This window comes from Pantoea sp. IMH, from assembly GCF_000599885.1.
GTDB lineage: Bacteria > Pseudomonadota > Gammaproteobacteria > Enterobacterales > Enterobacteriaceae > Erwinia.
Map to the genome: position 1 here is coordinate 321,711 of NZ_JFGT01000002.1, position 20,310 is coordinate 342,020.

General features: G+C 57.6%; 20 protein-coding genes. 6 read left to right on the forward strand and 14 right to left on the reverse strand.

Annotated elements, in window-relative coordinates:
- Positions 1-7 precede the first annotated feature (7 nt).
- Both nrdB and yfaE read left to right on the forward strand, forming a co-directional pair.
- Complete coding sequence (nrdB, locus tag EA20_RS0101470) at positions 8-1,138, forward strand: class Ia ribonucleoside-diphosphate reductase subunit beta (protein WP_024965140.1); 1,131 nt, start codon at positions 8-10, stop codon at positions 1,136-1,138.
- A 1-nt stretch (position 1,139) separates the two neighbouring features.
- Positions 1,140-1,400, forward strand: coding sequence for a class I ribonucleotide reductase maintenance protein YfaE (gene yfaE / locus EA20_RS0101475; RefSeq protein ID WP_024965141.1), 261 nt, complete (start codon positions 1,140-1,142; stop codon positions 1,398-1,400).
- An 80-nt stretch (positions 1,401-1,480) separates the two neighbouring features.
- Here yfaE and EA20_RS0101480 read toward each other — a convergent pair whose 3' ends face one another.
- The 8 genes from EA20_RS0101480 to elaB all read right to left on the reverse strand — a co-directional run bounded on the left by EA20_RS0101480 (position 1,481) and on the right by elaB (position 10,304).
- On the reverse strand, positions 1,481-2,677 hold the full coding sequence (locus EA20_RS0101480; RefSeq protein WP_024965142.1) for a nicotinamide mononucleotide deamidase-related protein YfaY: 1,197 nt from the start codon (positions 2,675-2,677) through the stop codon (positions 1,481-1,483).
- A 98-nt stretch (positions 2,678-2,775) separates the two neighbouring features.
- Complete coding sequence (gene menE, locus EA20_RS0101485) at positions 2,776-4,245, reverse strand: o-succinylbenzoate--CoA ligase (protein ID WP_024965143.1); 1,470 nt, start codon at positions 4,243-4,245, stop codon at positions 2,776-2,778.
- Entirely contained in the window at positions 4,233-5,201 is a 969-nt protein-coding gene (menC, locus tag EA20_RS0101490) for an o-succinylbenzoate synthase (protein ID WP_024965144.1), read from the reverse strand. The genes menE and menC overlap by 13 nt, the downstream gene beginning before the upstream one ends.
- Positions 5,201-6,058, reverse strand: a complete 858-nt coding sequence (gene menB / locus EA20_RS0101495; RefSeq protein WP_024965145.1) for a 1,4-dihydroxy-2-naphthoyl-CoA synthase — start codon at positions 6,056-6,058, stop codon at positions 5,201-5,203. Before menB ends, menC begins: the two co-directional genes overlap by 1 nt.
- Positions 6,055-6,834, reverse strand: a complete 780-nt coding sequence (gene menH, locus EA20_RS0101500; protein WP_024965146.1) for a 2-succinyl-6-hydroxy-2,4-cyclohexadiene-1-carboxylate synthase — start codon at positions 6,832-6,834, stop codon at positions 6,055-6,057. The genes menB and menH overlap by 4 nt, the downstream gene beginning before the upstream one ends.
- Complete coding sequence (menD, locus tag EA20_RS0101505; RefSeq protein ID WP_024965147.1) at positions 6,831-8,483, reverse strand: 2-succinyl-5-enolpyruvyl-6-hydroxy-3-cyclohexene-1-carboxylic-acid synthase; 1,653 nt, start codon at positions 8,481-8,483, stop codon at positions 6,831-6,833. The genes menH and menD overlap by 4 nt, the downstream gene beginning before the upstream one ends.
- A 75-nt stretch (positions 8,484-8,558) precedes the next feature.
- The gene (locus EA20_RS0101510) at positions 8,559-9,827 is read right to left on the reverse strand and encodes an isochorismate synthase (protein WP_369699772.1); all 1,269 of its coding nucleotides are present in this window, start codon (positions 9,825-9,827) and stop codon (positions 8,559-8,561) included.
- Positions 9,828-9,998: 171 nt separating this feature from the next.
- The gene (elaB, locus tag EA20_RS0101515; protein WP_152540203.1) at positions 9,999-10,304 is read right to left on the reverse strand and encodes a stress response protein ElaB; all 306 of its coding nucleotides are present in this window, start codon (positions 10,302-10,304) and stop codon (positions 9,999-10,001) included.
- Positions 10,305-10,825: 521 nt separating this feature from the next.
- Between elaB and EA20_RS0101520 the strand changes: the two genes are divergently transcribed.
- The 3 genes from EA20_RS0101520 (at position 10,826) to EA20_RS0101530 (ending at position 13,174) form a co-directional block, all read left to right on the forward strand.
- Positions 10,826-12,481: a glucan biosynthesis protein D gene (locus tag EA20_RS0101520; protein ID WP_024965150.1), complete on the forward strand. Its 1,656-nt coding sequence runs from the start codon at positions 10,826-10,828 to the stop codon at positions 12,479-12,481.
- A gap of 209 nt (positions 12,482-12,690) precedes the next feature.
- Positions 12,691-12,930, forward strand: coding sequence for a hypothetical protein (locus EA20_RS0101525; protein ID WP_024965151.1), 240 nt, complete (start codon positions 12,691-12,693; stop codon positions 12,928-12,930).
- 10 nt (positions 12,931-12,940) lie between these two features.
- Positions 12,941-13,174: a DUF2526 family protein gene (locus tag EA20_RS0101530; RefSeq protein ID WP_024965152.1), complete on the forward strand. Its 234-nt coding sequence runs from the start codon at positions 12,941-12,943 to the stop codon at positions 13,172-13,174.
- Positions 13,175-13,199: 25 nt separating this feature from the next.
- On the opposite strand, the gene EA20_RS0101535 is transcribed toward EA20_RS0101530, so the two are convergent.
- Positions 13,200-13,646: a GNAT family N-acetyltransferase gene (locus tag EA20_RS0101535; protein ID WP_024965153.1), complete on the reverse strand. Its 447-nt coding sequence runs from the start codon at positions 13,644-13,646 to the stop codon at positions 13,200-13,202.
- A 101-nt stretch (positions 13,647-13,747) separates the two neighbouring features.
- Between EA20_RS0101535 and EA20_RS0101540 the strand changes: the two genes are divergently transcribed.
- Complete coding sequence (locus tag EA20_RS0101540; RefSeq protein ID WP_024965154.1) at positions 13,748-14,347, forward strand: pentapeptide repeat-containing protein; 600 nt, start codon at positions 13,748-13,750, stop codon at positions 14,345-14,347.
- A gap of 69 nt (positions 14,348-14,416) precedes the next feature.
- Here EA20_RS0101540 and nuoN read toward each other — a convergent pair whose 3' ends face one another.
- The 5 genes from nuoN to nuoJ form a co-directional block, all read right to left on the reverse strand.
- Entirely contained in the window at positions 14,417-15,874 is a 1,458-nt protein-coding gene (gene nuoN, locus EA20_RS0101545; RefSeq protein ID WP_024965155.1) for an NADH-quinone oxidoreductase subunit NuoN, read from the reverse strand.
- A gap of 6 nt (positions 15,875-15,880) precedes the next feature.
- Positions 15,881-17,401 carry an NADH-quinone oxidoreductase subunit M gene (gene nuoM, locus EA20_RS0101550; protein ID WP_024965156.1) on the reverse strand — a complete coding sequence of 507 codons (1,521 nt, stop codon included), beginning with the start codon at positions 17,399-17,401 and terminating at the stop codon, positions 15,881-15,883.
- A gap of 213 nt (positions 17,402-17,614) precedes the next feature.
- Positions 17,615-19,453 (reverse strand): NADH-quinone oxidoreductase subunit L, encoded by a 1,839-nt coding sequence (nuoL, locus tag EA20_RS0101555; protein WP_024965157.1) that lies wholly within the window; start codon positions 19,451-19,453, stop codon positions 17,615-17,617.
- Complete coding sequence (gene nuoK, locus EA20_RS0101560) at positions 19,450-19,752, reverse strand: NADH-quinone oxidoreductase subunit NuoK (RefSeq protein ID WP_024965158.1); 303 nt, start codon at positions 19,750-19,752, stop codon at positions 19,450-19,452. Before nuoK ends, nuoL begins: the two co-directional genes overlap by 4 nt.
- Positions 19,749-20,303: an NADH-quinone oxidoreductase subunit J gene (nuoJ, locus tag EA20_RS0101565; RefSeq protein WP_024965159.1), complete on the reverse strand. Its 555-nt coding sequence runs from the start codon at positions 20,301-20,303 to the stop codon at positions 19,749-19,751. The genes nuoK and nuoJ overlap by 4 nt, the downstream gene beginning before the upstream one ends.
- Positions 20,304-20,310 lie beyond the last annotated feature (7 nt).

Consider the following 20,310-nt stretch of genomic DNA (forward strand, 5'->3'; position numbering starts at 1 on the left):
GACGCAAATGGCTTACACAACGTTCTCGCAGAATAAAAACAACCAGCTGGATGAACCGATGTTTTTCGGCCAGCCGGTTAACGTCGCGCGCTACGATCAGCAGAAGTATGACATTTTTGAGAAGCTGATCGAAAAGCAGCTCTCTTTCTTCTGGCGCCCTGAAGAGGTGGATGTTTCACGCGATCGCATCGACTATCAGGCGCTGCCGGATCATGAAAAGCATATCTTTATCAGCAACCTGAAATATCAGACGCTGCTCGACTCCATTCAGGGTCGCAGCCCGAATGTGGCGCTGCTGCCGCTGATCTCCATTCCCGAGCTGGAAACCTGGGTGGAAACCTGGGCGTTTTCGGAAACAATCCACTCGCGTTCTTACACCCATATTATCCGTAATATCGTTAACGATCCGGCGATCGTGTTTGACGATATCGTGACCAATGAACAGATCCTCTCCCGCGCCAAAGATATCTCTGGCTATTACGACGATCTGATCGAGATGACCAACTACTGGCATCTGCTGGGTGAAGGCACGCATCAGGTGAACGGTAAAAGCGTGACCGTCAGCCTGCGCGCGCTGAAAAAGCAGCTCTATATCTGCCTGATGAGCGTCAACGCGCTGGAAGCGATTCGCTTCTACGTCAGCTTTGCCTGCTCGTTCGCCTTTGCCGAGCGCGAACTGATGGAAGGTAACGCCAAAATCATCCGCCTCATCGCCCGTGATGAAGCGCTGCACCTGACCGGTACTCAGCATATGCTGAACCTGCTGCGCAGCGGCGAAGACGATCCGGAAATGGCGGAAATCGCCCGCGAATGCCGTCAGGAGTGCTACGACCTGTTTGTGCTGGCCGCCCAGCAGGAGAAAGAGTGGGCAGAATATCTGTTCCGCGACGGCTCAATGATCGGCCTGAATAAAGACATTTTGTGGCAGTACATTGAATACATCACCAATATCCGTATGCAGGCGGTAGGTCTGGATCTGCCGTTCAAAACCCGCTCCAACCCGATCCCATGGATCAACTCCTGGCTGGTCTCCGATAACGTGCAGGTTGCGCCACAGGAAGTGGAAGTGAGCTCCTATCTGGTAGGTCAGATAGACTCCGAAGTGGGCGAAAACGACTTCGACGACTTCCAGCTGTAACATGGCGGGTTCGATCATTACGCTGCGGACTTCCGGGACGCAGCTGCACTGCCAGGCGGAACATCGTTCCCTGCTGGATGCGCTGGAATCCCACCGCATTCCGGTCGAGTATCAGTGCCGTGAGGGTTACTGCGGCTCCTGCCGTACCCGGCTGCTGAAGGGCGAGGTCTGCTATGCCGCCAGACCGCTGGCGTTTGTGCAGAAGGATGAGATCCTGCCCTGCTGCTGTACGGCAAAAGGAGATATTGAGATCGAGATGTGAAGGGAAAGCCTGATAAACGGGCGATCCATTTCGGGAGCGCATCCGGCGATCGGGGCGACTGGCATCGCCCCTTTTTTACGTCAGCTTTTCAGCGTTTCTTCCACGTCGATCCAGCCGTGCCCGCTGGTGACCTCCAGGCCGTCGAGCCAGCGACGCAGCATATTCAGCGCCATCATCGCCACCACATCCTGACGGGTTTTCAGTCCGTGACGGTTAACATTGAATTTCACCCGCTGCGCCCAGCATCCTTCCGGCGTCAGGAGCGCGAAAGCCAGCCTCTCTTCCTGCATGCCTCCCACGACCAGCACCACCTCTGCACTGGCTGAGGCAGCCAGCTGACTGGCACGTTGGCTAAGCGCTGGCAGGGATTCTGCACGCGCCGGCAGGATATTCCCCTCACCCAGCACCGCGCCGGCAGACGCCAGCTGCCAGTGAACTAATCCGGCCGTAAACTGTTCACTCACCGCAAGCCTGAGGTTTTTCGCCTGTAGCCGACGCGCCAGCTGAGCGGGCAAACCTTCTGTCCCTTCAAAGATCACGCTTTCTCCGGCGATGTCGCGCACCTGCTGCCAGAAGCGTTCCATCTCCGGCAGCATTGAGGCCGGGCCGTTAAGTTTGAGTTCGATTATCGGCATAGAGGCGCGGTAGCCCATCACAACACCTTCAGGCAGCGGCAGCGGTTCGATCGCCGAGGCAAGATCGCTTTCACCCCGCCCGAATGTGGTCATCCGCAGGCAAACCGGCGGTTCAGGGAGCGCAAAACGCGCTTTCAGGCGCGGTAAAATCTGCTGCTCAACCATCACTTTATATTCGGAGGGCACGCCCGGCGTGAAGAAAATCCAGCAGCGGTTCAGCGGCAGCGCAAAACCACAGGCCGTTCCCACCGGGTTATCAAGCATCTCGGCACCCTCAGGGATTTCAGCCTGTTTCCGGTTGCTGTCAGCCATTTTCTTCCCCCGTTCAGCAAAAAAGGCCTCCATCTTCGCCAGCCATTCCGCCTGCATCTCCAGCCCCACCCCGGCCGCTTTCGCCGCCGCCACCGCGCTCAGATCGTCGCTGGTCGGGCCGAGACCGCCGTTTACGATCAGCACATCGGCCACTTTGCTGCGCTGGATAAGCACGTCGACAAGTTCATTCAGGTTATCGCCAACCGTCTGCCTGCTGGTCATCGGCAGGCCGTTCTGGAACAGGACCTCCGCCAGCCATGCCGCATTGGTGTCGACGATCTGGCCATGCAGCACTTCATCGCCTGTTGAGAGCATTTCCACTCTTATCATTTTCTTCTCCGGGTCTGCCTGTATCCGTTCACTGTATGAAGCAACCCGCCTAAACACAACTCTCTTTTCCTCTTCACGGCACGGGCCGGAAGCGCGACTTAATTCTGTGCTGTGCTAACAGAGTGACGATCGGCGACCCACTCAGCGAGGCGGCGGCGGGCGATTTTGATACCGCCACCGCTCAGATCGGGCAGTGGATACCAGTGAACAGGCCGCTGAAAGCCTGCCAGCCGGCTTCTGGCCCAGCAGGCAATCTCGCTGAGCGGCGCGGTTGCCGCCAGTAACGCAACCGGCCGGTGACCGTACTCTTCATCCGCCAGCGGCACAATAAACGCCTGAGATACGGCAGGATGCTGTAACAGAATGCGCTCGATAAGCTCAGGCTGGACGCCCTCGCCTGCGGAGAAGAACAGATTATCCGTCCGCCCCAACACCTGAAGCCCGCTGCTGCTCCAGCGCCCTCTGTCGCGGGTGGCGAACCACCCCTGGTCATCCGTCAGCGGTACCAGTTCACCGCTTCGCCAGTAACCCACGCCCAGCGCCGCCGACTTCAACCGGATCTCGCCCGCCACCAGCGCAATCTGATGACCGTCCAGCGCGCGTCCCACGCTGCCGCTGCCGTCAGCCCGCCCCACCGCCACAGTGGACGCGGTTTCGGTCATGCCATAGCCACACCAGCAGGCGATATCTCTGGCTTCCGCTTGCCGGGTTAATTGGTCCGGAATGGCCGAACCGCCCAGCAACACGGTTTGCAGTCCCGCTGGCAGTGAAGGCTGTTGCAACAGACGCCAGAGCTGCGTCGGCACCAGCGAGGCGAAGCTACAGTGCGCCAGCGCTTCGTATAGCGGCCTGCCGTCCGGAATCTCCAGCGTGGCGCCGGCGGAGAGCCATCGCCAGAGAATGCCCTGGCCGGAGACGTGAAAAAGCGGCAGCGAGAGCAGCCAGGCATCCGCAGCGGTAAAACCGATCCGTTCATTCACGCCTTTTGCGCTGGCGAGATGTGCGCTGAAGGTATGTGCTACCGCTTTGGGCAGACCGCCCGATCCCGACGTCAGCGTCAGCGTTGCGATGGCGGCGCTGTCCCAGCAATAAGGAGAGACGTGTTCCGATGTCGTTAATGACAACGCTACGGGACCCAGCGTCGGGTCCGCACTGCGGGGTTGCCCCTTCAGGCCTGCCGGATGAGTATCAGATAAGGCGTCCCCCGCCAGATTGAGTATAAAGTCAGGGTTCAGCGAAGGGAGCAGCGCCAGCAGCTGCGTCTGAGGAAGCTGTGGATTAACCGGTATCAGCCTCGCGCCACAACGCAGCAGCGCCAGATAAGCCATCACCGCCTCCTGGCTGTTGGCAGCCCGCAGCAAAACGCCACAGCCGGGAGAAACGCCCTGCACCCTGAAGCCCGCCGCCAGCTGCTCCGCCTGTTCTGCCAGCTGCGTCCAGCAGAGAGTGACACCGCCCACGCGCAGCGCCGCTTCATCCGGCCTTCGCTGCGCCCAGTGCTGCCAGGGCCAGCTCCTCAGATCGTCAGCATCTGAACACGTCAGCCGGTAGTGATTCAGTTCTGCCATACCATCGCCAGGGATGCCTCGCTGAGCAGCGGTAGCGGGTTACCTGGCCAGCGCCGTATCAGCTGCTGCTGCATGAATCCGAGCGTATCCAGGCCGGGAACGGTTTCCGGCGTCAGCCAGCGGGCCAGGCGCGCCAGCTGGGTCAGCCCCAGGCTCGATTCCAGCGAAGCGCTGATCACCGCGCTCAGACCGGCCTGCTGCACCTGAGTTATCCGCTGACGCACGGTGGAGAGGCTGCCGGTGAGCGAGGGTTTGATGATGACCGCGCGCAGGTGCGGCGTTATCGCAAGTTGAAATTCCGCTTCACGGCTGCTCTCATCCCAGCCGAGCGCTATGCCGGTTTCCGCCGCAAACAGGATTGAGTCATCGGGCGTGCGGCACGGCTCCTCGATAAAGGCGATGCGGGCGCGCTGCTGCGGGTTGAGAAATCGGGCAAAGTGCCGCGCTTTTTCCAGACGCCAGCTGCGGTTAGCATCCAGCCTCAGCGTCAGCTGCGGCAACGCCTCCAGCAGCAGATTTACCATCATCGCATCGCGAACCGGTTCGTACAGCCCTACTTTCATCTTGGCAACGGGCGCTGGCTGCGCGCCGAGGCGAAGCAGCAGTTCATCAGGATCGCCGTTACAAAGGATGGCGCTGTGCCACTCCGCCCCGGCAGGCAGTTCATCCGCCAGTTCTGCCCAGGCGCAGCTAAGGCCGAAGGCAACCGAAGGCAATGTACTTTCTGATACGCTGCCATCCCTGGCCCAACACCGTAGCCGGTCGGCCGCCTCCCGCTGCGCCGCATCGAGCGTTTCCTGACTGAATCCGGGCAGCGGGGCAATTTCGCCCCACCCCTCGCGGCCCGCTTCGCGGAGTTTGACCAGCAGTCCTTCACGCTGTTTGATCCGACTGTCCCGCAGGACCACGCCGGCCTCAAGCGGGATACTGTAGTGAAATAACTGGGCGCGACGCATCATGGGTTGCGCTTAAATTTGCGGAAATTTGCCGGGCGTTTCTGGTTGAAGGCGTTGCGCCCTTCCTGCCCCTCTTCGGTCATATAAAACAGCATGGTGGCGTTACCCGCCAGCTCCTGCAGTCCGGCCTGGCCGTCGCAGTCGGCGTTCAGGGCCGCCTTCAGGCAGCGCAGCGCCATCGGGCTGTTCTCCAGCATTTCACGGCACCAGCGTACCGTTTCTTTCTCCAGCGCCGCCAGCGGCACCACGGTGTTGACCAGCCCCATCTCCAGCGCCTGCTGGGCGCTGTACATCCGGCAGAGAAACCAGATTTCCCGCGCCTTTTTCTGCCCAACGATACGCGCCATGTAGGCCGCGCCCCAGCCGCCATCAAAAGAGCCAACTTTCGGTCCCGTCTGCCCAAACTGGGCATTATCCGCCGCGATTGTCAGGTCGCACATCATATGCAGAACGTGGCCGCCACCGACGGCATACCCCGCGACCATCGCCACCACCGGCTTTGGACAGGTCCGTATCTGCCGCTGAAAATCGAGCACGTTAAGATGATGGACGCCCGATTCATCGCGGTAGCCGCCATAGTCGCCGCGAATTTTCTGATCGCCACCAGCGCAAAACGCCTTATCCCCTTCGCCGGTCAGAATGATGACGCCGATAGCGTCGTCGTGCCGCGCATCATTCAGCGCCTGCATCATCTCTTTGATGGTCTGTGGACGGAAAGCGTTGCGCACTTCGGGACGATTCAGGGTGATTTTGGCTATCCCTTCCGGCGATTTATGGAAGCGGATATCACTGAAGCCCATCCCGCACTCCTGCCATTCAACCGGTGCATAGAGCTCGTCTTCATCTGGGTAAATCATGCGGAGTCCTTAAAGTCAGTTAAAATTTGCCGCAACCGGTCAGCATACGCCTGCGGATTAGCCCGGTGAGCGTTATGCCCCGCCGCGGGAATGAGGTGCAGCGGCAGCGCCGTCCGCTGCGCTAACTGCAGAAATTTGGCGTCGCGCTCGCCGCAAATGGCGTGAACGGGCAGGCTGAGTTGTTTGAGTTCAGCAGTGAGATCGGGCTGGTGGGCAAGTGAGGTCGCCAGCAGCATATCGGCCAGCGCATCAGGGTGATTATTCTGGCGCAGCGCGATCAGTTTCCGTCTCGCCGCCTCGCTCAGATCGCTAAAAACCGGCTGGCGATACCACTGTTCCAGCGTCTGTGAGAGCGGTTGCTGGCGGAAAAGATGCGCCCAGGCGGCATCGCTTATCTTTCTTTCCTGCCGTTCAGACTCGCTGGTCAGCCCGGGATGGGCACCCTCTACAATCACACCCACTGGCTTTCGCGTGATTTGCCGACAGGCGTGGAAAAGCGCGATGCGCCCGCCCAGGGAGTAGCCAATTAGCCAGTAACGCTGAATCTGATAGCGCTGTAGCGTTTCGCTAATCGCACAGGAAAGCGCCCCGAAACCTTCAGTGCGGCTGGCGCTGGAACCGCCATGCCCCGGCAGATCGAGACTCAGCTGCGGCCAGGCGGCGAAATGGCGCTGTATCACCTGCCACTCTTCCCCGCAGCCCAGAAAACCGTGCAGCCAGACCAGCACCGGCCTGCCGCTGCCACGCTCGCCCTGCCAGCGGGCATGAAGTCTCACCGTTCCCCCGCCTGAGCCAGAAACTGCGCCCCCTGTTCGGGCGCAACGCGTAGCTCAATCAATGTCGCTTGCGCCTGCCAGCCCTGCATCACCGCCGTACAAAGATCGTCCCAGTTATCCGGACAGGCGTAGCGCAGCCCGAACATCGCGGCGGCACTGGAAAAATCGATATGCTGCGGCATAGCAAAGAAGCGCTCCCTTGCCTCTTCTGGCGTTGGCAGCAGGGAGAATATCTGCCCCCCGTTATTGTTGATAACGATCAGTATCAGCGGTGCGGTGACCTGCCTCAGCAGCGCAAGACTGTTGAGATCGTACAGCGCAGAAAGATCGCCCATCACCACCAGCAGAGGTTTTGCTGTTCCGCGCTGAACGCCCGCTGCCGTGGCGATAAGCCCGTCGATACCGCTTGCGCCACGGCTGGCAAAAACCGGATATCCCGCCGGGAGCTGGCCGAGGGCATCAACCAGCCGTACCGTAAGACTGTTGCCCAGGAAAAGCGCACCCTCGTCCGGCAGAAAGTCCGACAGTCGTTGCGCCAGCAGCGCCTCGCCGAAAGGAGGAGGAGGCGTCGTCAGTGCCTCACGGGCGGCGGCCGAAAACCGGGCGATTTGCGGCCACCATGCCATACATTTTTCGGCAGGATGCGCCGCCAGCCAGCGGAGAATGTCCGCCTCAATACGGCAACTTTGATGATGGGCAGGATCCCGCCGGCCGGGCACCGGCTCAATCAGCCACCAGGCTTCAGGCTGATGGTTCGCCAGCCAGAGGGTGAGCTGTTTACTGACAAAATGGCTGCCAAACTGCACCACCACATCCGCCTGTGACAGCACCTGGCGCGCCTGCGGTTTTCTCAGCCAGATTTCAGCAAAGGGAAACGGCTGTCCGGTTTGTGACTGAACGTCGGCCAGCAGCGGCCAGCCGAGCAGGTCAGCCCATGCCGCGATCGCCTTACCCTCTTCGGGCGTCACCTTGCCCACCACCACCAGACCGCGTTTCAGGCGCATTTCCGCCCATTCTTCATGGACGCGTATGTCCGCCTCAGCCTCATACTGAAGCCAGGGTTGCGTGCTTTGCCACCAGTTGCCCAGCGTATCCCACCAGTGCTGAAAGGCATCAGGATCGCCCCCGTAAAGCGGTTCAGCGAAGGGGCAGTTGAGATGAACGGCACCAAAAGGGTGCTGGCCCAGCAGCGCATCGACGGCGCTCACCAGCCAGCGGGCGGAAATCGCCGGAGAAGGACCGGGAAGATTGAGGGTAGCAGCATGGCTGGCAAACAGGCCCGGCTGGCTGATGGCCTGATTAGCCCCACAGTCGATCAGCTCAGGCGGACGATCCGCGCTGAGTATCACCAGTCGCTCTCCGGTGAGCTTCGCCTCAATTATGGCCGGATAGAGGTTCGCCACCGCCGTACCCGACGTGACGATCACCGCAACAGGTTGCCGGGTCGCTTTCGCCAGTCCGAGCGCCAGGAACCCAAGCCCACGTTCATCAAAATGGGTATGGCAGATCAGCCGGGGATGCGCGACGGCCGCAAGCGTTAAGGGCGCTGAACGCGATCCGGGGGCGATGCAGAGATGACGGACGCCCTGCCGGGTTAAGGCTTCAAGAATGACGCCGGCCCAGCGGCGGTTAAAGGTGCTGCATGACATAACCCATTCCAGATCAAAAAAGCACCCCCTAAGTATATGAGGGGCGCAGTGGGGGTATTTTGATTTGAGGCAGGGTTACTGGATGAAATGCAGATCCAGCAGTGCGCCAAGGCCCGCCGCTTTTTGATCCAGCTCGCGCCACTCCTGGCTGGCGACGGAACCCGCGACTATACCTGCGCCCGCATAAAGGCGGACGCGATTGCCGCCAATCTCAGCAGAACGTAAAGCCACGGAAAATTCGCTTTCAGCGGCAGATAAATACCCCACCGAACCGGCATACCAGCCGCGCTGAAAAGGTTCATAGTCGCGGATAAATTGCCTGGCAGGTTCCCGGGGCAGCCCGGCGACCGCTGCCGTTGGCTGGAGCTGAGTAAGACAGAGTGCATCATCCTGAACCTGTAGCGTGCAGTGAATCTGCCGCCGCAGGTGCTGCACGTGGCGTAACCGGACAATTTCCACAGGCGCAACCTGGATGTGACCAGTTATAGGCTGCAACCGCTGGCAAATGTCCTCCACCACCAGGCGGTTTTCCCGCTGATTTTTCTCATCATTCAGCAGTTTTTCAGCCAGCTGCAAGGCCAGGCGATCATCCGCTGTGCTGGCACAGGTTCCCGCCAGCGCCTCACTTTGCAGTTGCTTGCCCTGCCGCCGGTAAAGGCGCTCAGGGCTGGAGCCGACAAACGCCTTATACGGGCCTGGCGCCAGCATAAAATGGTAGCAGTGAGGATTTTTGTGGCGGCTGGCGGCCAGCAGTGCCGCTGGCGGAACCGGCGAGGAGAAATGCAAATCGGTCGCGCGCGCCAGAACCACTTTGTCGAAGGCGCCCGCCGTAATCCCGGCGAGCGCTTTTTCCACCAGCAGCTCCCACGCCGCCCGCTCCGGCATATGAGAAAGAGCGTCCGTCCGGCGAGGTAGCGTTTCCGCCGCAGTCAAAAGCACCAGCCGATCGATAAATTCAATCGCCCGCCGCGCATCCTTCGACAGCTCGCCATGGATAAATATCGTCATCTGATCATCCTGCCAGAGCAGACGGGGCGCAAAGAAAAAGCTCTCCGGCCCGAACGCGTTCGCGCCTGTCAGTTTCCAGCCGGGCGGCAGCGTTTTGACCAGCAGCATGGCCTCCGCCGGTGTCGTTGCCCTTATCAGCTCGCCGCAGGCCGCCAGGCTTTCACCGTTATCGCGGGACTGCCAGAAAAATTTCGGCCAGTGCGGCTGCCCCGCCAGCCAGGCCAGGCTTTCCGTCCCTGATGAAACCGAGGCAGTGAAACTGGCATAACCCGTCCGGGCATCGGTAACCTGAGAGAGCTGCTGACGCAGCATTTGAAGCGCAGATAAAAGCGGCACAACGGCTCATCCATGCAGAGGAAATAAGCGTGATTTTAACGCCGCCTCAGAAAGTGAATGTTGATCCAGGCCCGTCCGGTAACGCAATGCGCTGCAGGCGCGCTACCCGGATTAGTGACAAAAAAAGGGCGTCCCTGAGGACACCCATTTTTGCCTGAACGGCTGAGGCGATTAACGACGCGCCAGCAGCAGTCCTACCACCAGACCAAGCGCGGCGCCAACGCCAACGCCCTGCCAGGGTTTGTCATGTACGTACTCATCAGCGCGGTAAGCAACCTGCTTCGCACGATAGTAGTAAGTATCAGAAGCATTGCTCACGCGGGATTTCACGTCGTTAAGTGATTTTTCCGCTTTCGCTTTCAGCTCGATATATTTCTGATCTGCCGGATCGCCGGAGGATTTCAGTACATCTTCCAGGGTTTTCGTCAGCAGCGCCAGATCGTCGTCCAGGCGTGATTCTTGTGGGTCAGTTGTCATATTAGCCATAACATCTCCTTGTGTAAGTAAGCTTACTAACTACTAACTGTAGACCTTCCTGACCAACTTGCGCTTAAATCAGGCCAGGAATTGACTGATAAAGTAAAAACTTAGCGAATTTCTTTCACTACCGGCTTTTGCCCATGCCGCTTGTATCGGCATGCCTCCTCACCTGACTACGAATAAAAAGGCTAATGCCGCTGCGATCGGCAAGGTCGCTCCTGTCGGAAGAATAACCGGCCTGATGCGGAAATGCTGTTAACGCGGACAGTATCGGTATATTCGTATCAGGAAATGGCGTGAAATCGGCGCAGAGAGAGGAATTCACTGCTTTTCCTGGATATTTCTGATAAGTTTCTGGCGACTGAATTTAACAAAGCAGCAACTGTCGTAATCACCGTGAGCTATCTCACAATTCGGGTAAAGCGGGGCCGCACGCCGCACGATAAGCGTTGCAGCCTGGTGCGCATATGCACAACAGACTCTACAAACTCCGTTCAGCAAAGGAAATGGCTTCTGGCATGAATCGAAGAATGTTTATGAAAGCGTCAATGGCGTTCGCTACCCTCAGCGGAATGTCCGGTTTATCCACCTTGTTTGCCCAGGCTGCCTGGGCTGATACCGATATTGCCGATGGTACTGCGAAACGCTTTGATTTCGACGTGCTAAAGAAAATGGCCGCTGGCATGGCGAAGCAACCCTACGGCGGCGCACCGGCGCCTTTGCCTGAAACCCTGGCGACCATGACGCCACAGGCCTATAACGAAATTCAGTATGACGCCAACCACTCGCTGTGGAACGACATTCCCAATCGCGAGCTTGACGTGCAGTTCTTCCACGTAGGCATGGGGTTTAAACGCCGTCTGCGCATGTTCTCCATTGATGCTGACAACCAGGCGCGTGAGATTCACTTCCGCCCTGAGCTGTTTAACTACAACAATGCCAACGTCGACACCCGCCAGCTGGAAGGAAAAACGGATCTGGGCTTTGCCGGTTTCCGCGCTTTTAAAAAGCCGGAGCTTGCCCGCCGGGATATCGTTTCTTTCCTGGGCGCCAGCTATTTCCGTGCCGTAGATGATACCTATCAGTACGGCCTGTCGGCGCGCGGCGTGGCGGTCAATACGTTCGGCAGTGAACCTGAAGAGTTCCCGGACTTTACCGCCTTCTGGTTTGAAACGCCGGAAGCGGATGACACGACCTTCACCGTTTATACCCTGCTTGATGGCCCAAGCTGTACCGGGGCGTTTAAATTCATCATTCATTGCGAAGAGAAGCGCGTGGTGATGGAGGTGGAAAACCACCTCTATACCCGTAAAGATATCAGCCAGCTTGGCATCGCGCCGATGACCACCATGTTCAGCTGTGGCAATAATGAGCGCCGGATGTGTGACACCATCCATCCGCAGATCCACGACTCCGATCGCCTGGCGATGTGGGCCGGTTCAGGAGAGTGGATCTGCCGTCCGCTGAACAACCCACAGCGTCTGACGTTCAACAGCTATGAGGATGAAAACCCTCGTGGTTTCGGTATGCTCCAGCTTAACCATAACTTCCAGGACTACCAGGATGTTATCGGCTGGTATGATAAACGCCCGAGCCTGTGGGTGGAGCCGGTAGGCCAGTGGGGCAAAGGGACCATTGATCTGATGGAAATCCCGACGACCGGCGAAACGCTGGATAACATTGTCTGCTTCTGGCATCCGGCGAAGGCGATCAAAGCCGGCAGTGAGCACAGCTTCAGCTACAAGCTTTACTGGAGCGGCCTGCCGCCGGTACGCAGCGATCTTGCCCGCGTTAACGCCACCCGCACCGGTATGGGTGGCTTCCCGGAAGGCTGGGCGCCTGGCGAACACTATCCGAAAGTCTGGGCACGCCGTTTTGCGGTGGACTTTGTCGGCGGCGATCTGAAAGCCGCGGCGGCAAAAGGCATTGAACCGGTGATAACCACCTCTTCAGGGACGCTGAAGCAGGTTGAAATTCTCTATCTTGAGCCGATTAACGGTTACCGGATCCTTTTTGACTGGTACCCCACCAGCGAAGCCGCCGATCCGGTTGAGCTGCGTCTGTTCCTGCGCAGCAAAGAGGAGACGTTAAGTGAGACATGGCTTTACCAGTATATGCCGCCGCCTGCAGACAAACGTCACTATGTCGACGATCGCCAGATGACGGCGGGCTGATCCTTACCGGGCGGACCTCGCTCCGCCCTTCGCATCCGCTGCGTCAGACTGAATGTCAAACTGACAATGCATTGTCAAAGTGACACGCTACTTACGGTGTCACTTTGACAGCCCCTTGATAAATATTTTTAAAATACAATAAATTATAAATTGGCATGCATATTGCGTTATCGGGTGAGTACTCAAATTTACTTTACAGGTAACTCGCTATGCCTAACGCTGATTCCCTTCCTACTGCTGAAGCCATCTGTTCTGCCCTTCGCTGGGCGGCTTTCGGTGGCCGACACCGTGGACTACCTTTTACTTATCGACAGCTTAGCGACGAGCGGTGGCATTTCGAAACGGAATATGGCGGCAACAAAGCCTGGGTCGATCTCGAACTGCCCGTGACGCCGCTGTCGCTGCTGGTTGCCGGTGCCCTACTCATTCAACAATTAAACTGTTCTTAGGGGATAAAAAATGGATCATCTTGCCGAAGTCTCCGCGCGCGTCAGCGAGGAGATCGCGAAAAACAGTATCCGGGATATGAACACCCTGTTGTGTGAGCTGAGTGGAGATACTCAGCTCTCGCGGGAAGATCGTTATACCCAACAGCAGCGGCTAAGAATAGCCGTCTCAAAGCACAGTACGGAGAAAGCGCAACTGGCGGAACAGCGCCGTCAGTGGCTGACGCAGGGTGGGCTGATTAACTGAAGGCCCGCCGCTTTGCTGTCAGCCATCAGTTTTCCATATCAACATGTGGAATATTATCTTCCAGATACAGATCGCTGACCGCGTTAAAACCAAAGCGGGCGTAGAATTTCCCAAGGTGCGCCTGCGCAGAGAGTCTGATTCTGTGCTGCGGCCAGTGCGCTTCGCAGCTGGCCATCGCCTGCGACATCAGCTGGTTACCGAGGCGCAAACCCCGTGCTTCGCTGGCAACGATAACCCGGCCAATCTTTACCGGACTGGCGGGACTGCCGGGTGCCAGCAGGCGGGCATATGCCACCAGTTTATTGTCTTGCATGCCCAGAAGATGCCGATTTTCGCCAGCCAGATCGATACCGTCGATATCCTGATAAGGGCAATTTTGCTCGACGATAAAAACCGCGTTGCGCAGTGCTAAGAGTTGATAAAGCAGCGTGGCGCTCAGCTCACTGTGATGTAAGTCCTGCCAGATAATCACTCAATATTCTCCCCGTTAGTGATAATTTCTTCGATCTATTCAAGCGCTGAAGGGTGACAAGGTATCATCACTTTCATCTGTAAAGTCAGCATGAGGGCTGTATGACAACGCTACTCGATCATAAAGAATTTTTCGATGCGTCTTTTACGAAACTTGATCTCTCCTCTTCCTTAACCGAAGAGGCCATCTTTGAAGGTTGCGAATTTGACCACTGCAACTTCACCGCCGCGCGCTTTAGCCGCTGCAAGTTCATTAACTGCTCCTTCGATCACTGTAATCTCAGCGTGATGGAGATAACCGGTTCGCGCTTTAACGAGGTAAGCTTTAACGAGTGCAAGCTTAGCGGCACCGACTGGACGCGGGCTTACTGGCCCACTTTTAACCTGGATCATGAATTACGGTTTACACAATGTATTCTGACCAATGCATCGTTTTTTGGCCTGACGTTGCAAGGCCTGATGATGAGCGGATGCAGGCTGCATGAAGTCGATTTCAGAGAGTGCGATCTGCGTAAAGCTGCACTGACCGGCTGCGATATGGGCGGCAGCTTATTCGGTAATACCAATCTCCAGGCGGCAGATCTTACCGATTCCTGGGATTTCACTATTGATGTACTGAACAATGCCGTCGACCGTGCAAAATTTTCACGCCAGGAAGCGCTGGCTCTGCTTGATAGTCTGGGCATTGAACTGGTTGATTAACAGCGCAAAAAAATCCCGGACTCCTGCAAGGCCGGGATTTCTGTCAGCTAAAATCTGAAGATAGCACTGTTACATCAGCGGCTGCGCCATCTGCACCAGAGAGATCAGCGGCTGAGGGTAAATCCCCAGCAACAGCACCAGAATGGCAGAAATCAGCACCACAACGCCACCAGCGGTGAAGGCCCAGTTTGCCTGGGTATCACGCTGTAACAGTTCAGGCGGATTCAGATAGAGACTGACCGTCACGCGCAGATAGTAGTAGAGGCCAATCGCACTCCCCACCACCACGGCGCCGGTCAGCCACCAGAGCTGCGCGCCCACGCCTACGGCAATCACATAGAACTTACCGATAAAGCCCAGCGTCATCGGAATACCGGCCAGGGAGAGCATCATCACCGTCATTACCGCGGAGAGGATCGGACGGTGCCAGAACAGGCCGCGATAGGAGTAGAGCGAGTCGGCGTCCGGACCACGGTACGGGCTGGACATCAGGCTGACCACGCCAAACGCGCCGAGGCTGCTGAACAGGTAACCCGCCAGATAGACGCCGACGGTTTCCAGCGACAGCTGATGGGTCTGAATAGCAATCAGCGCGACCAGCAGGTAACCCAGGTGAGCAATGGATGAGTAGCCAAGCAGGCGTTTGATGTTGCTCTGGGTGATAGCCATCAGGTTACCAAACAGAATCGACGCCACGGCGATAATCGCTAACACCAGCCTGACTGCTTCACTGTCCGCGACCGGCGCGTAGAGGAACAGACGCATTACCACGCCGAAGATAGCGATCTTGCTGGCTGTCGCCAGGAAGGTCGATACCGGCGCAGGCGCGCCCTGATAAACATCCGGCGTCCACAGGTGGAAAGGCACCAGCGAGAGCTTAAAGCCCAAACCGACAATCATCATGCCCAGACCTGCCAGCAGCAGCGGCTGGCTGAGCAGGCTGTCATTCAGGCTCTGTCCCAGCGCCAGGAAGCCCAGGTTACCGGAATCGGCATAAACCAGCGCCATCCCGAACAGCAGGAACGATGAGGCCACAGCCGACATAATGGTGTATTTGATACTGGCTTCCAGCGAGCGTTTCTGCTGGAAGGCGTAGCCCACCAGGCCGAACAGCGGCAGAGAAATCAGCTCAATACCGATAAACAGCGCCGCCAGATGGTTGGCACTGGCCAGTACGATACCGCCCAGCGCCGCAATCAGCACCAGCAGGTAGAACTCTTCGCGGTTGTCGGGGTAGGTTGCCAGCCACGGATAGGCAAAGGTACAGGTAGCCAGGCTGGCAAGGATCACCAGCCCCGTATAAAACATCGAATAGCCATCCACACGCAGCAGCGGCGTGACGTCCATTGCGCCCGCGTGTCCCACGAACCAAAGTGAGAACAGCGCGATGTTCAGCCCAATTACCGCCAGCGTGGCATTGACGAAGTGATTGCGTCGCCACGCAATGGACAGCATCACAACTACCACCGTCAATCCGACGATCAGCAGCGGCAGAAGCGCGATCAAGTGTTGAGGAGTTATTGTCATGGCGAATTACGGCCTTGTAGTTGAAATTGAAGCGGTATACCACTGCTGAATATTACTCATTGCAGCATGGGAAGTATCCAGTATCGGCTGCGGATAAACTCCCAGCAGAACCAGCAGCACGACCAGCACCATGATCATCAGGAACTCACGCGGTGACATACCCCGCAGCGGCGTTTCCGATTTCGGCGTGCCGTAATAAGCACGCTGCATCATGATCAGCGAGTAAACAGAGGCAAATACCAGGCCGAAAGTGGCGATGACGATAATCACCGGCACGCTCTGGAAGCTGCCGGTCAGGATCATAAACTCACCGACGAAGTTACCGGTACCCGGCATCCCCAGGTTAGCGACAGCAAAGAACAGCGACAAGCCCGGCAGCCACTTAATGCGTGACCAGAGACCGCCCATCTGCCGCATATCACGGGTGTGCAGACGTTCATAGAGCTGGCCGCAGAGAATAAACAGCGCCGCCGCTGACAGCCCATGCGCAATCATCTGAATAACCGCGCCCTGAAATGCCAGCTGGCTGCCGGTGTAGATAGCAATCAGCACAAAACCCATGTGCGAAATGGAGGTATAAGCGATCAGACGTTTGATATCGTACTGCGAGAAAGCCATCCACGCGCCGTAGAAAATACCGATAATACCCAGCCACATCGCTATTGGCGCGAACTCCGCTGACGCATTCGGGAACAGCGGTAAGGCAAAACGCAGCAGACCGTAGGCCGCGGTTTTCAGCAGGATCCCCGCCAGGTCAACAGAACCCGCCGTGGGTGCCTGACTATGTGCATCCGGCAGCCAGCCGTGAAGCGGAACGACCGGCATTTTGACCGCAAAGGCGATGAAGAAGCCAAGCATCAGCAGATATTCCACCGTCTGCGACATCGGCGTATTCAACAGATCTTCATAATTGAAGGTCCACACGCCGGTGGCGTTGTAGTGCACAAATACCAGCGCCAGAATCGCAATCAGCATCACCAGACCGCTGGCCTGAGTGTAGATGAAGAATTTGGTCGCGGCGGAAATACGCGTTTTACCGTCCGATGCCTTATGGCCCCACAGGGCGATCAGGAAATACATCGGAACCAGCATCATCTCCCAGAAGAAGAAGAACAGGAACAGGTCAATCGCGAGGAACACGCCGATGACGCCGCCCAGGATCCAGAGCAGGTTAAGGTGAAAAAAGCCCTGCCATTTCTCGATTTCATTCCACGAACAGAGAATCGCCATCACGCCAAGCAGGCCGGTCAGCACAACCATCAGCAGTGAAAGACCGTCCAGCGCCAGGTGGACGTTGATACCAAAGCGCGGTATCCACTCCAGCAGGAATTCAGACTGCCACTGCGGCAGGCCTGCAGACTGCGTCAGCGAATAGCCGCCCTGCAACCAGAGCTGCAGGGAGAGAGCCAGCGTCAGCCCCATTGCAATCAGCGCGATCCAGCGCGGCAATTTGGCACCGAAGCGCTCCAACTGCCAACAGAGCAGGCCACCGATGAACGGGATAAGGATAAGCCAGGGTAATAACATGGCGGTAATGTCCCTTCTTTATGACCCCTTTTGGGCTATCTTGCTCGGTAGTTTGATTTCCGGCAGTGCCTGCACTCCTCACATACTTAAGTATGCTGCGGTTGCTAAGCGGCTCGAAACCAAACTCCCATCGCCGATGACGCCCATTTATAAGGGGTATATTTTCAAAATGCTTTTTCAGGGCAGAGTAATCAACTCTGCCCGCTCACAAACTTACACCACCATCAGCAGCACCAGCACCACAACGGCACCAATGCTCATGGAAGCAACATACCAGCGCAGATAGCCGTTTTCGCTGACCACCAGCCCTTTGTTGGTCAACCGGGCAAACAATGCCGGTGTTCCCATCAGGCCATCCAGCGGATCGCGCTGCAGCACTCTGGCGATAAACAGATAAGGCTTCACGAAAATCTTGTCATAGAGCCAGTCGAAGCCCCAGGCAGCAAACCACCAGGTCGCGAAGAAACGCCCCGGCGCGCTGCTGGCGATACGGGTCACCAGCGTACGCTTGCCCAGCCACAGCATGGCTGCCAGCAGGATACCGACCACGGCCACCACACCTGAGGTGATTTCCAGCGTCAGCACCGTGCCGTGCGCCATCTCGGCCGTTTCCGGCAGTACGCCACGCAGCGGCGGCACGATCATTGCGCCAATAAAGGTTGAGAGGATCAGCAACACGACAAGCGGCAGGTGATGCGTAATCCCTTTGCCTGCATGCGCATGAATTTTCTCTTCCCCATGGAATGTGATGAAAATCATTCTGAAGGTATAGAGCGACGTCATTAACGCGCCCACCAAACCGGCAACCATCAGATTGATGTGACCGTTTGCCAGCGCGCCTGCCAGAATCGCATCCTTACTGAAGAAGCCTGCGGTCAGCAGCGGCAGCGCCGAAAGTGCGGCACCACCGACCAGGAAGCAGACATAGACCAGCGGGATGCTCTTACGCAGGCCACCCATTTTAAAGATGTTCTGCTCATGGTGGCAGGCCAGGATCACCGAACCGGAGGAGAGGAACAGCAGCGCTTTGAAGAACGCATGGGTCATCAGATGGAAAATCGCCGCGTCCCAGGCCTGAACGCCCAGCGCGAGGAACATATAACCAATCTGACTCATGGTGGAATAGGCCAGCACGCGCTTGATATCGGTCTGTACCAGCGCGGCAAACCCCGCCAGCAGCAGCGTAACAGCACCGATGATACCCACCAGATGCAGGACTTCCGGCGTCAGCAGGAACAGGCCGTGCGTACGGGCGATCAGATAGACACCCGCCGTGACCATGGTTGCCGCGTGGATCAGCGCAGAGACCGGCGTCGGACCTGCCATGGCGTCCGCCAGCCAGGTCTGCAACGGCAGCTGTGCGGATTTACCTACCGCGCCGCCAAGCAGCATCAGCGTCGCCCACTGGAGCATATGGTTATCCGTAGCGAAGTGTGCAGGCGCCAGCTCAACCATTTCCCGGAAGTTCAGCGTACCCAGTTCGTTGTAGAGAATGAACAGCCCAAACGCCAGGAACACGTCACCCACACGGGTGATGATAAAGGCTTTCATTGCCGCCGCGCCGTTCTTCGGATCGGTGTAGTAAAAACCGATCAGCAGATAGGAGCAGAGGCCTACCCCTTCCCAGCCCAGATACATCAGCATCAGGTTGTCGGCGAGTACCAGAACCACCATGCTGGCGATAAACAGGTTGGTATAGGCGAAGAAGCGGGAATAGCCCTCTTCTCCGCGCATATACCAGGAGGCGAACATATGGATAAAGAAGCCCACGCCCGTCACCACCGACAGCATCGTCAGCGACAGACCATCCAGCGTCAGGCTGACGCTGATATTGAAATCCCCAACCTGCATCCAGGTCCAGAGCGCCTGGGTGTAAACCGCCTCGCCCTGGGCAAAGAAATCCATTCCGACAAAAAGCGTTACCAGCGCCGCCAGACCGACCGAACCCATGCCGATAGCCGCGGACAGATTTTCTGACCAACGGCCCCGGGAGAAGGCCAGCAGTAAAAAGCCGATAAGCGGAAAGAGTACCGTTAAATAGAGAAGATTCATCCGCGCATCTCGCTCACTTTATCAATGTTAAGGTTCTGGCTGCGGCGATGGAGCTGGAGCAGCAGAGCCAGGCCAATACTCGCCTCGGCCGCCGCCAGGCTTATCGCCAGGATGTACATTACCTGTCCATCCGCCTGTCCCCAGTAGCTTCCTGCGACCACAAATGCCAGCGCAGCGGCGTTGATCATGATTTCGATACTGATCAGCATAAACAGCATATTGCGACGAATGATCACGCCGGTCAGCCCGAGGACAAACAGGATAGCGGCCAGAATCAGGCCATGTTGCAGAGGGATCATGGGTGTTCCTCCATCTTGCTTTTCACGGCATCGGCCGGACGATTGCTTAACACTTCGCCCGGACGCTGTTCGCGACCGATATGGTAAGCCACAACCAGACCCGCCAGCAGCAGCATTGAGGCCAGCTCAACCGCCAGTACATAGGGGCCGAACAGGCTGATGCCGACCGCTTTCGCGTCGATCATGGTGCCGTCTATGCCCTGATCGTTTACGGTCAGGATGGCATAAACAATCACCACCAGCAGAACCAGTGACGCCAGGCCAGGCCCAATCCAGGCCCCCGGCTGAAGCCACTGGCGCTCCTGTTCCTGCACGCTGTCGCCAAGATTAAGCATCATCACCACGAAGACGAACAGCACCATAATGGCGCCAGCGTAAACGATGATCTCCAGCGCGCCCGCAAAGTAGGCTCCCAGCGAAAAAAAGACGCCGGCCACCGAGAGCAGCGAGATGATCAGATAAAGCAGTGCGTAAACCGGATTGGTGTGGGTGATCACGCGTAGCGTGGTCAGTACAGCGATCAGGCCGCAAAGATAAAAAGCGAATTCCATGCCTGGC

Bases quoted from the DNA above. Each gene is read 5' to 3' on its own strand.
- nrdB (WP_024965140.1), top strand. From the start codon at position 8: ATGGCTTACACAACGTTCTCGCAGAATAAAAACAACCAGCTGGATGAA.
- nuoK (WP_024965158.1), bottom strand. From the start codon at position 19,752: ATGATCCCTCTGCAACATGGCCTGATTCTGGCCGCTATCCTGTTTGTC.
- menE (WP_024965143.1), bottom strand. From the start codon at position 4,245: ATGGCAGAACTGAATCACTACCGGCTGACGTGTTCAGATGCTGACGAT.
- yfaE (WP_024965141.1), top strand. From the start codon at position 1,140: ATGGCGGGTTCGATCATTACGCTGCGGACTTCCGGGACGCAGCTGCAC.
- menC (WP_024965144.1), bottom strand. From the start codon at position 5,201: ATGCGTCGCGCCCAGTTATTTCACTACAGTATCCCGCTTGAGGCCGGC.
- menD (WP_024965147.1), bottom strand. From the start codon at position 8,483: ATGTCATGCAGCACCTTTAACCGCCGCTGGGCCGGCGTCATTCTTGAA.
- EA20_RS0101525 (WP_024965151.1), top strand. From the start codon at position 12,691: ATGCCTAACGCTGATTCCCTTCCTACTGCTGAAGCCATCTGTTCTGCC.
- EA20_RS0101540 (WP_024965154.1), top strand. From the start codon at position 13,748: ATGACAACGCTACTCGATCATAAAGAATTTTTCGATGCGTCTTTTACG.
- nuoN (WP_024965155.1), bottom strand. From the start codon at position 15,874: ATGACAATAACTCCTCAACACTTGATCGCGCTTCTGCCGCTGCTGATC.
- EA20_RS0101480 (WP_024965142.1), bottom strand. From the start codon at position 2,677: ATGATAAGAGTGGAAATGCTCTCAACAGGCGATGAAGTGCTGCATGGC.
- EA20_RS0101530 (WP_024965152.1), top strand. From the start codon at position 12,941: ATGGATCATCTTGCCGAAGTCTCCGCGCGCGTCAGCGAGGAGATCGCG.
- nuoJ (WP_024965159.1), bottom strand. From the start codon at position 20,303: ATGGAATTCGCTTTTTATCTTTGCGGCCTGATCGCTGTACTGACCACG.
- menB (WP_024965145.1), bottom strand. From the start codon at position 6,058: ATGATTTACCCAGATGAAGACGAGCTCTATGCACCGGTTGAATGGCAG.
- EA20_RS0101520 (WP_024965150.1), top strand. From the start codon at position 10,826: ATGAATCGAAGAATGTTTATGAAAGCGTCAATGGCGTTCGCTACCCTC.
- elaB (WP_152540203.1), bottom strand. From the start codon at position 10,304: ATGACAACTGACCCACAAGAATCACGCCTGGACGACGATCTGGCGCTG.
- nuoL (WP_024965157.1), bottom strand. From the start codon at position 19,453: ATGAATCTTCTCTATTTAACGGTACTCTTTCCGCTTATCGGCTTTTTA.
- nuoM (WP_024965156.1), bottom strand. From the start codon at position 17,401: ATGTTATTACCCTGGCTTATCCTTATCCCGTTCATCGGTGGCCTGCTC.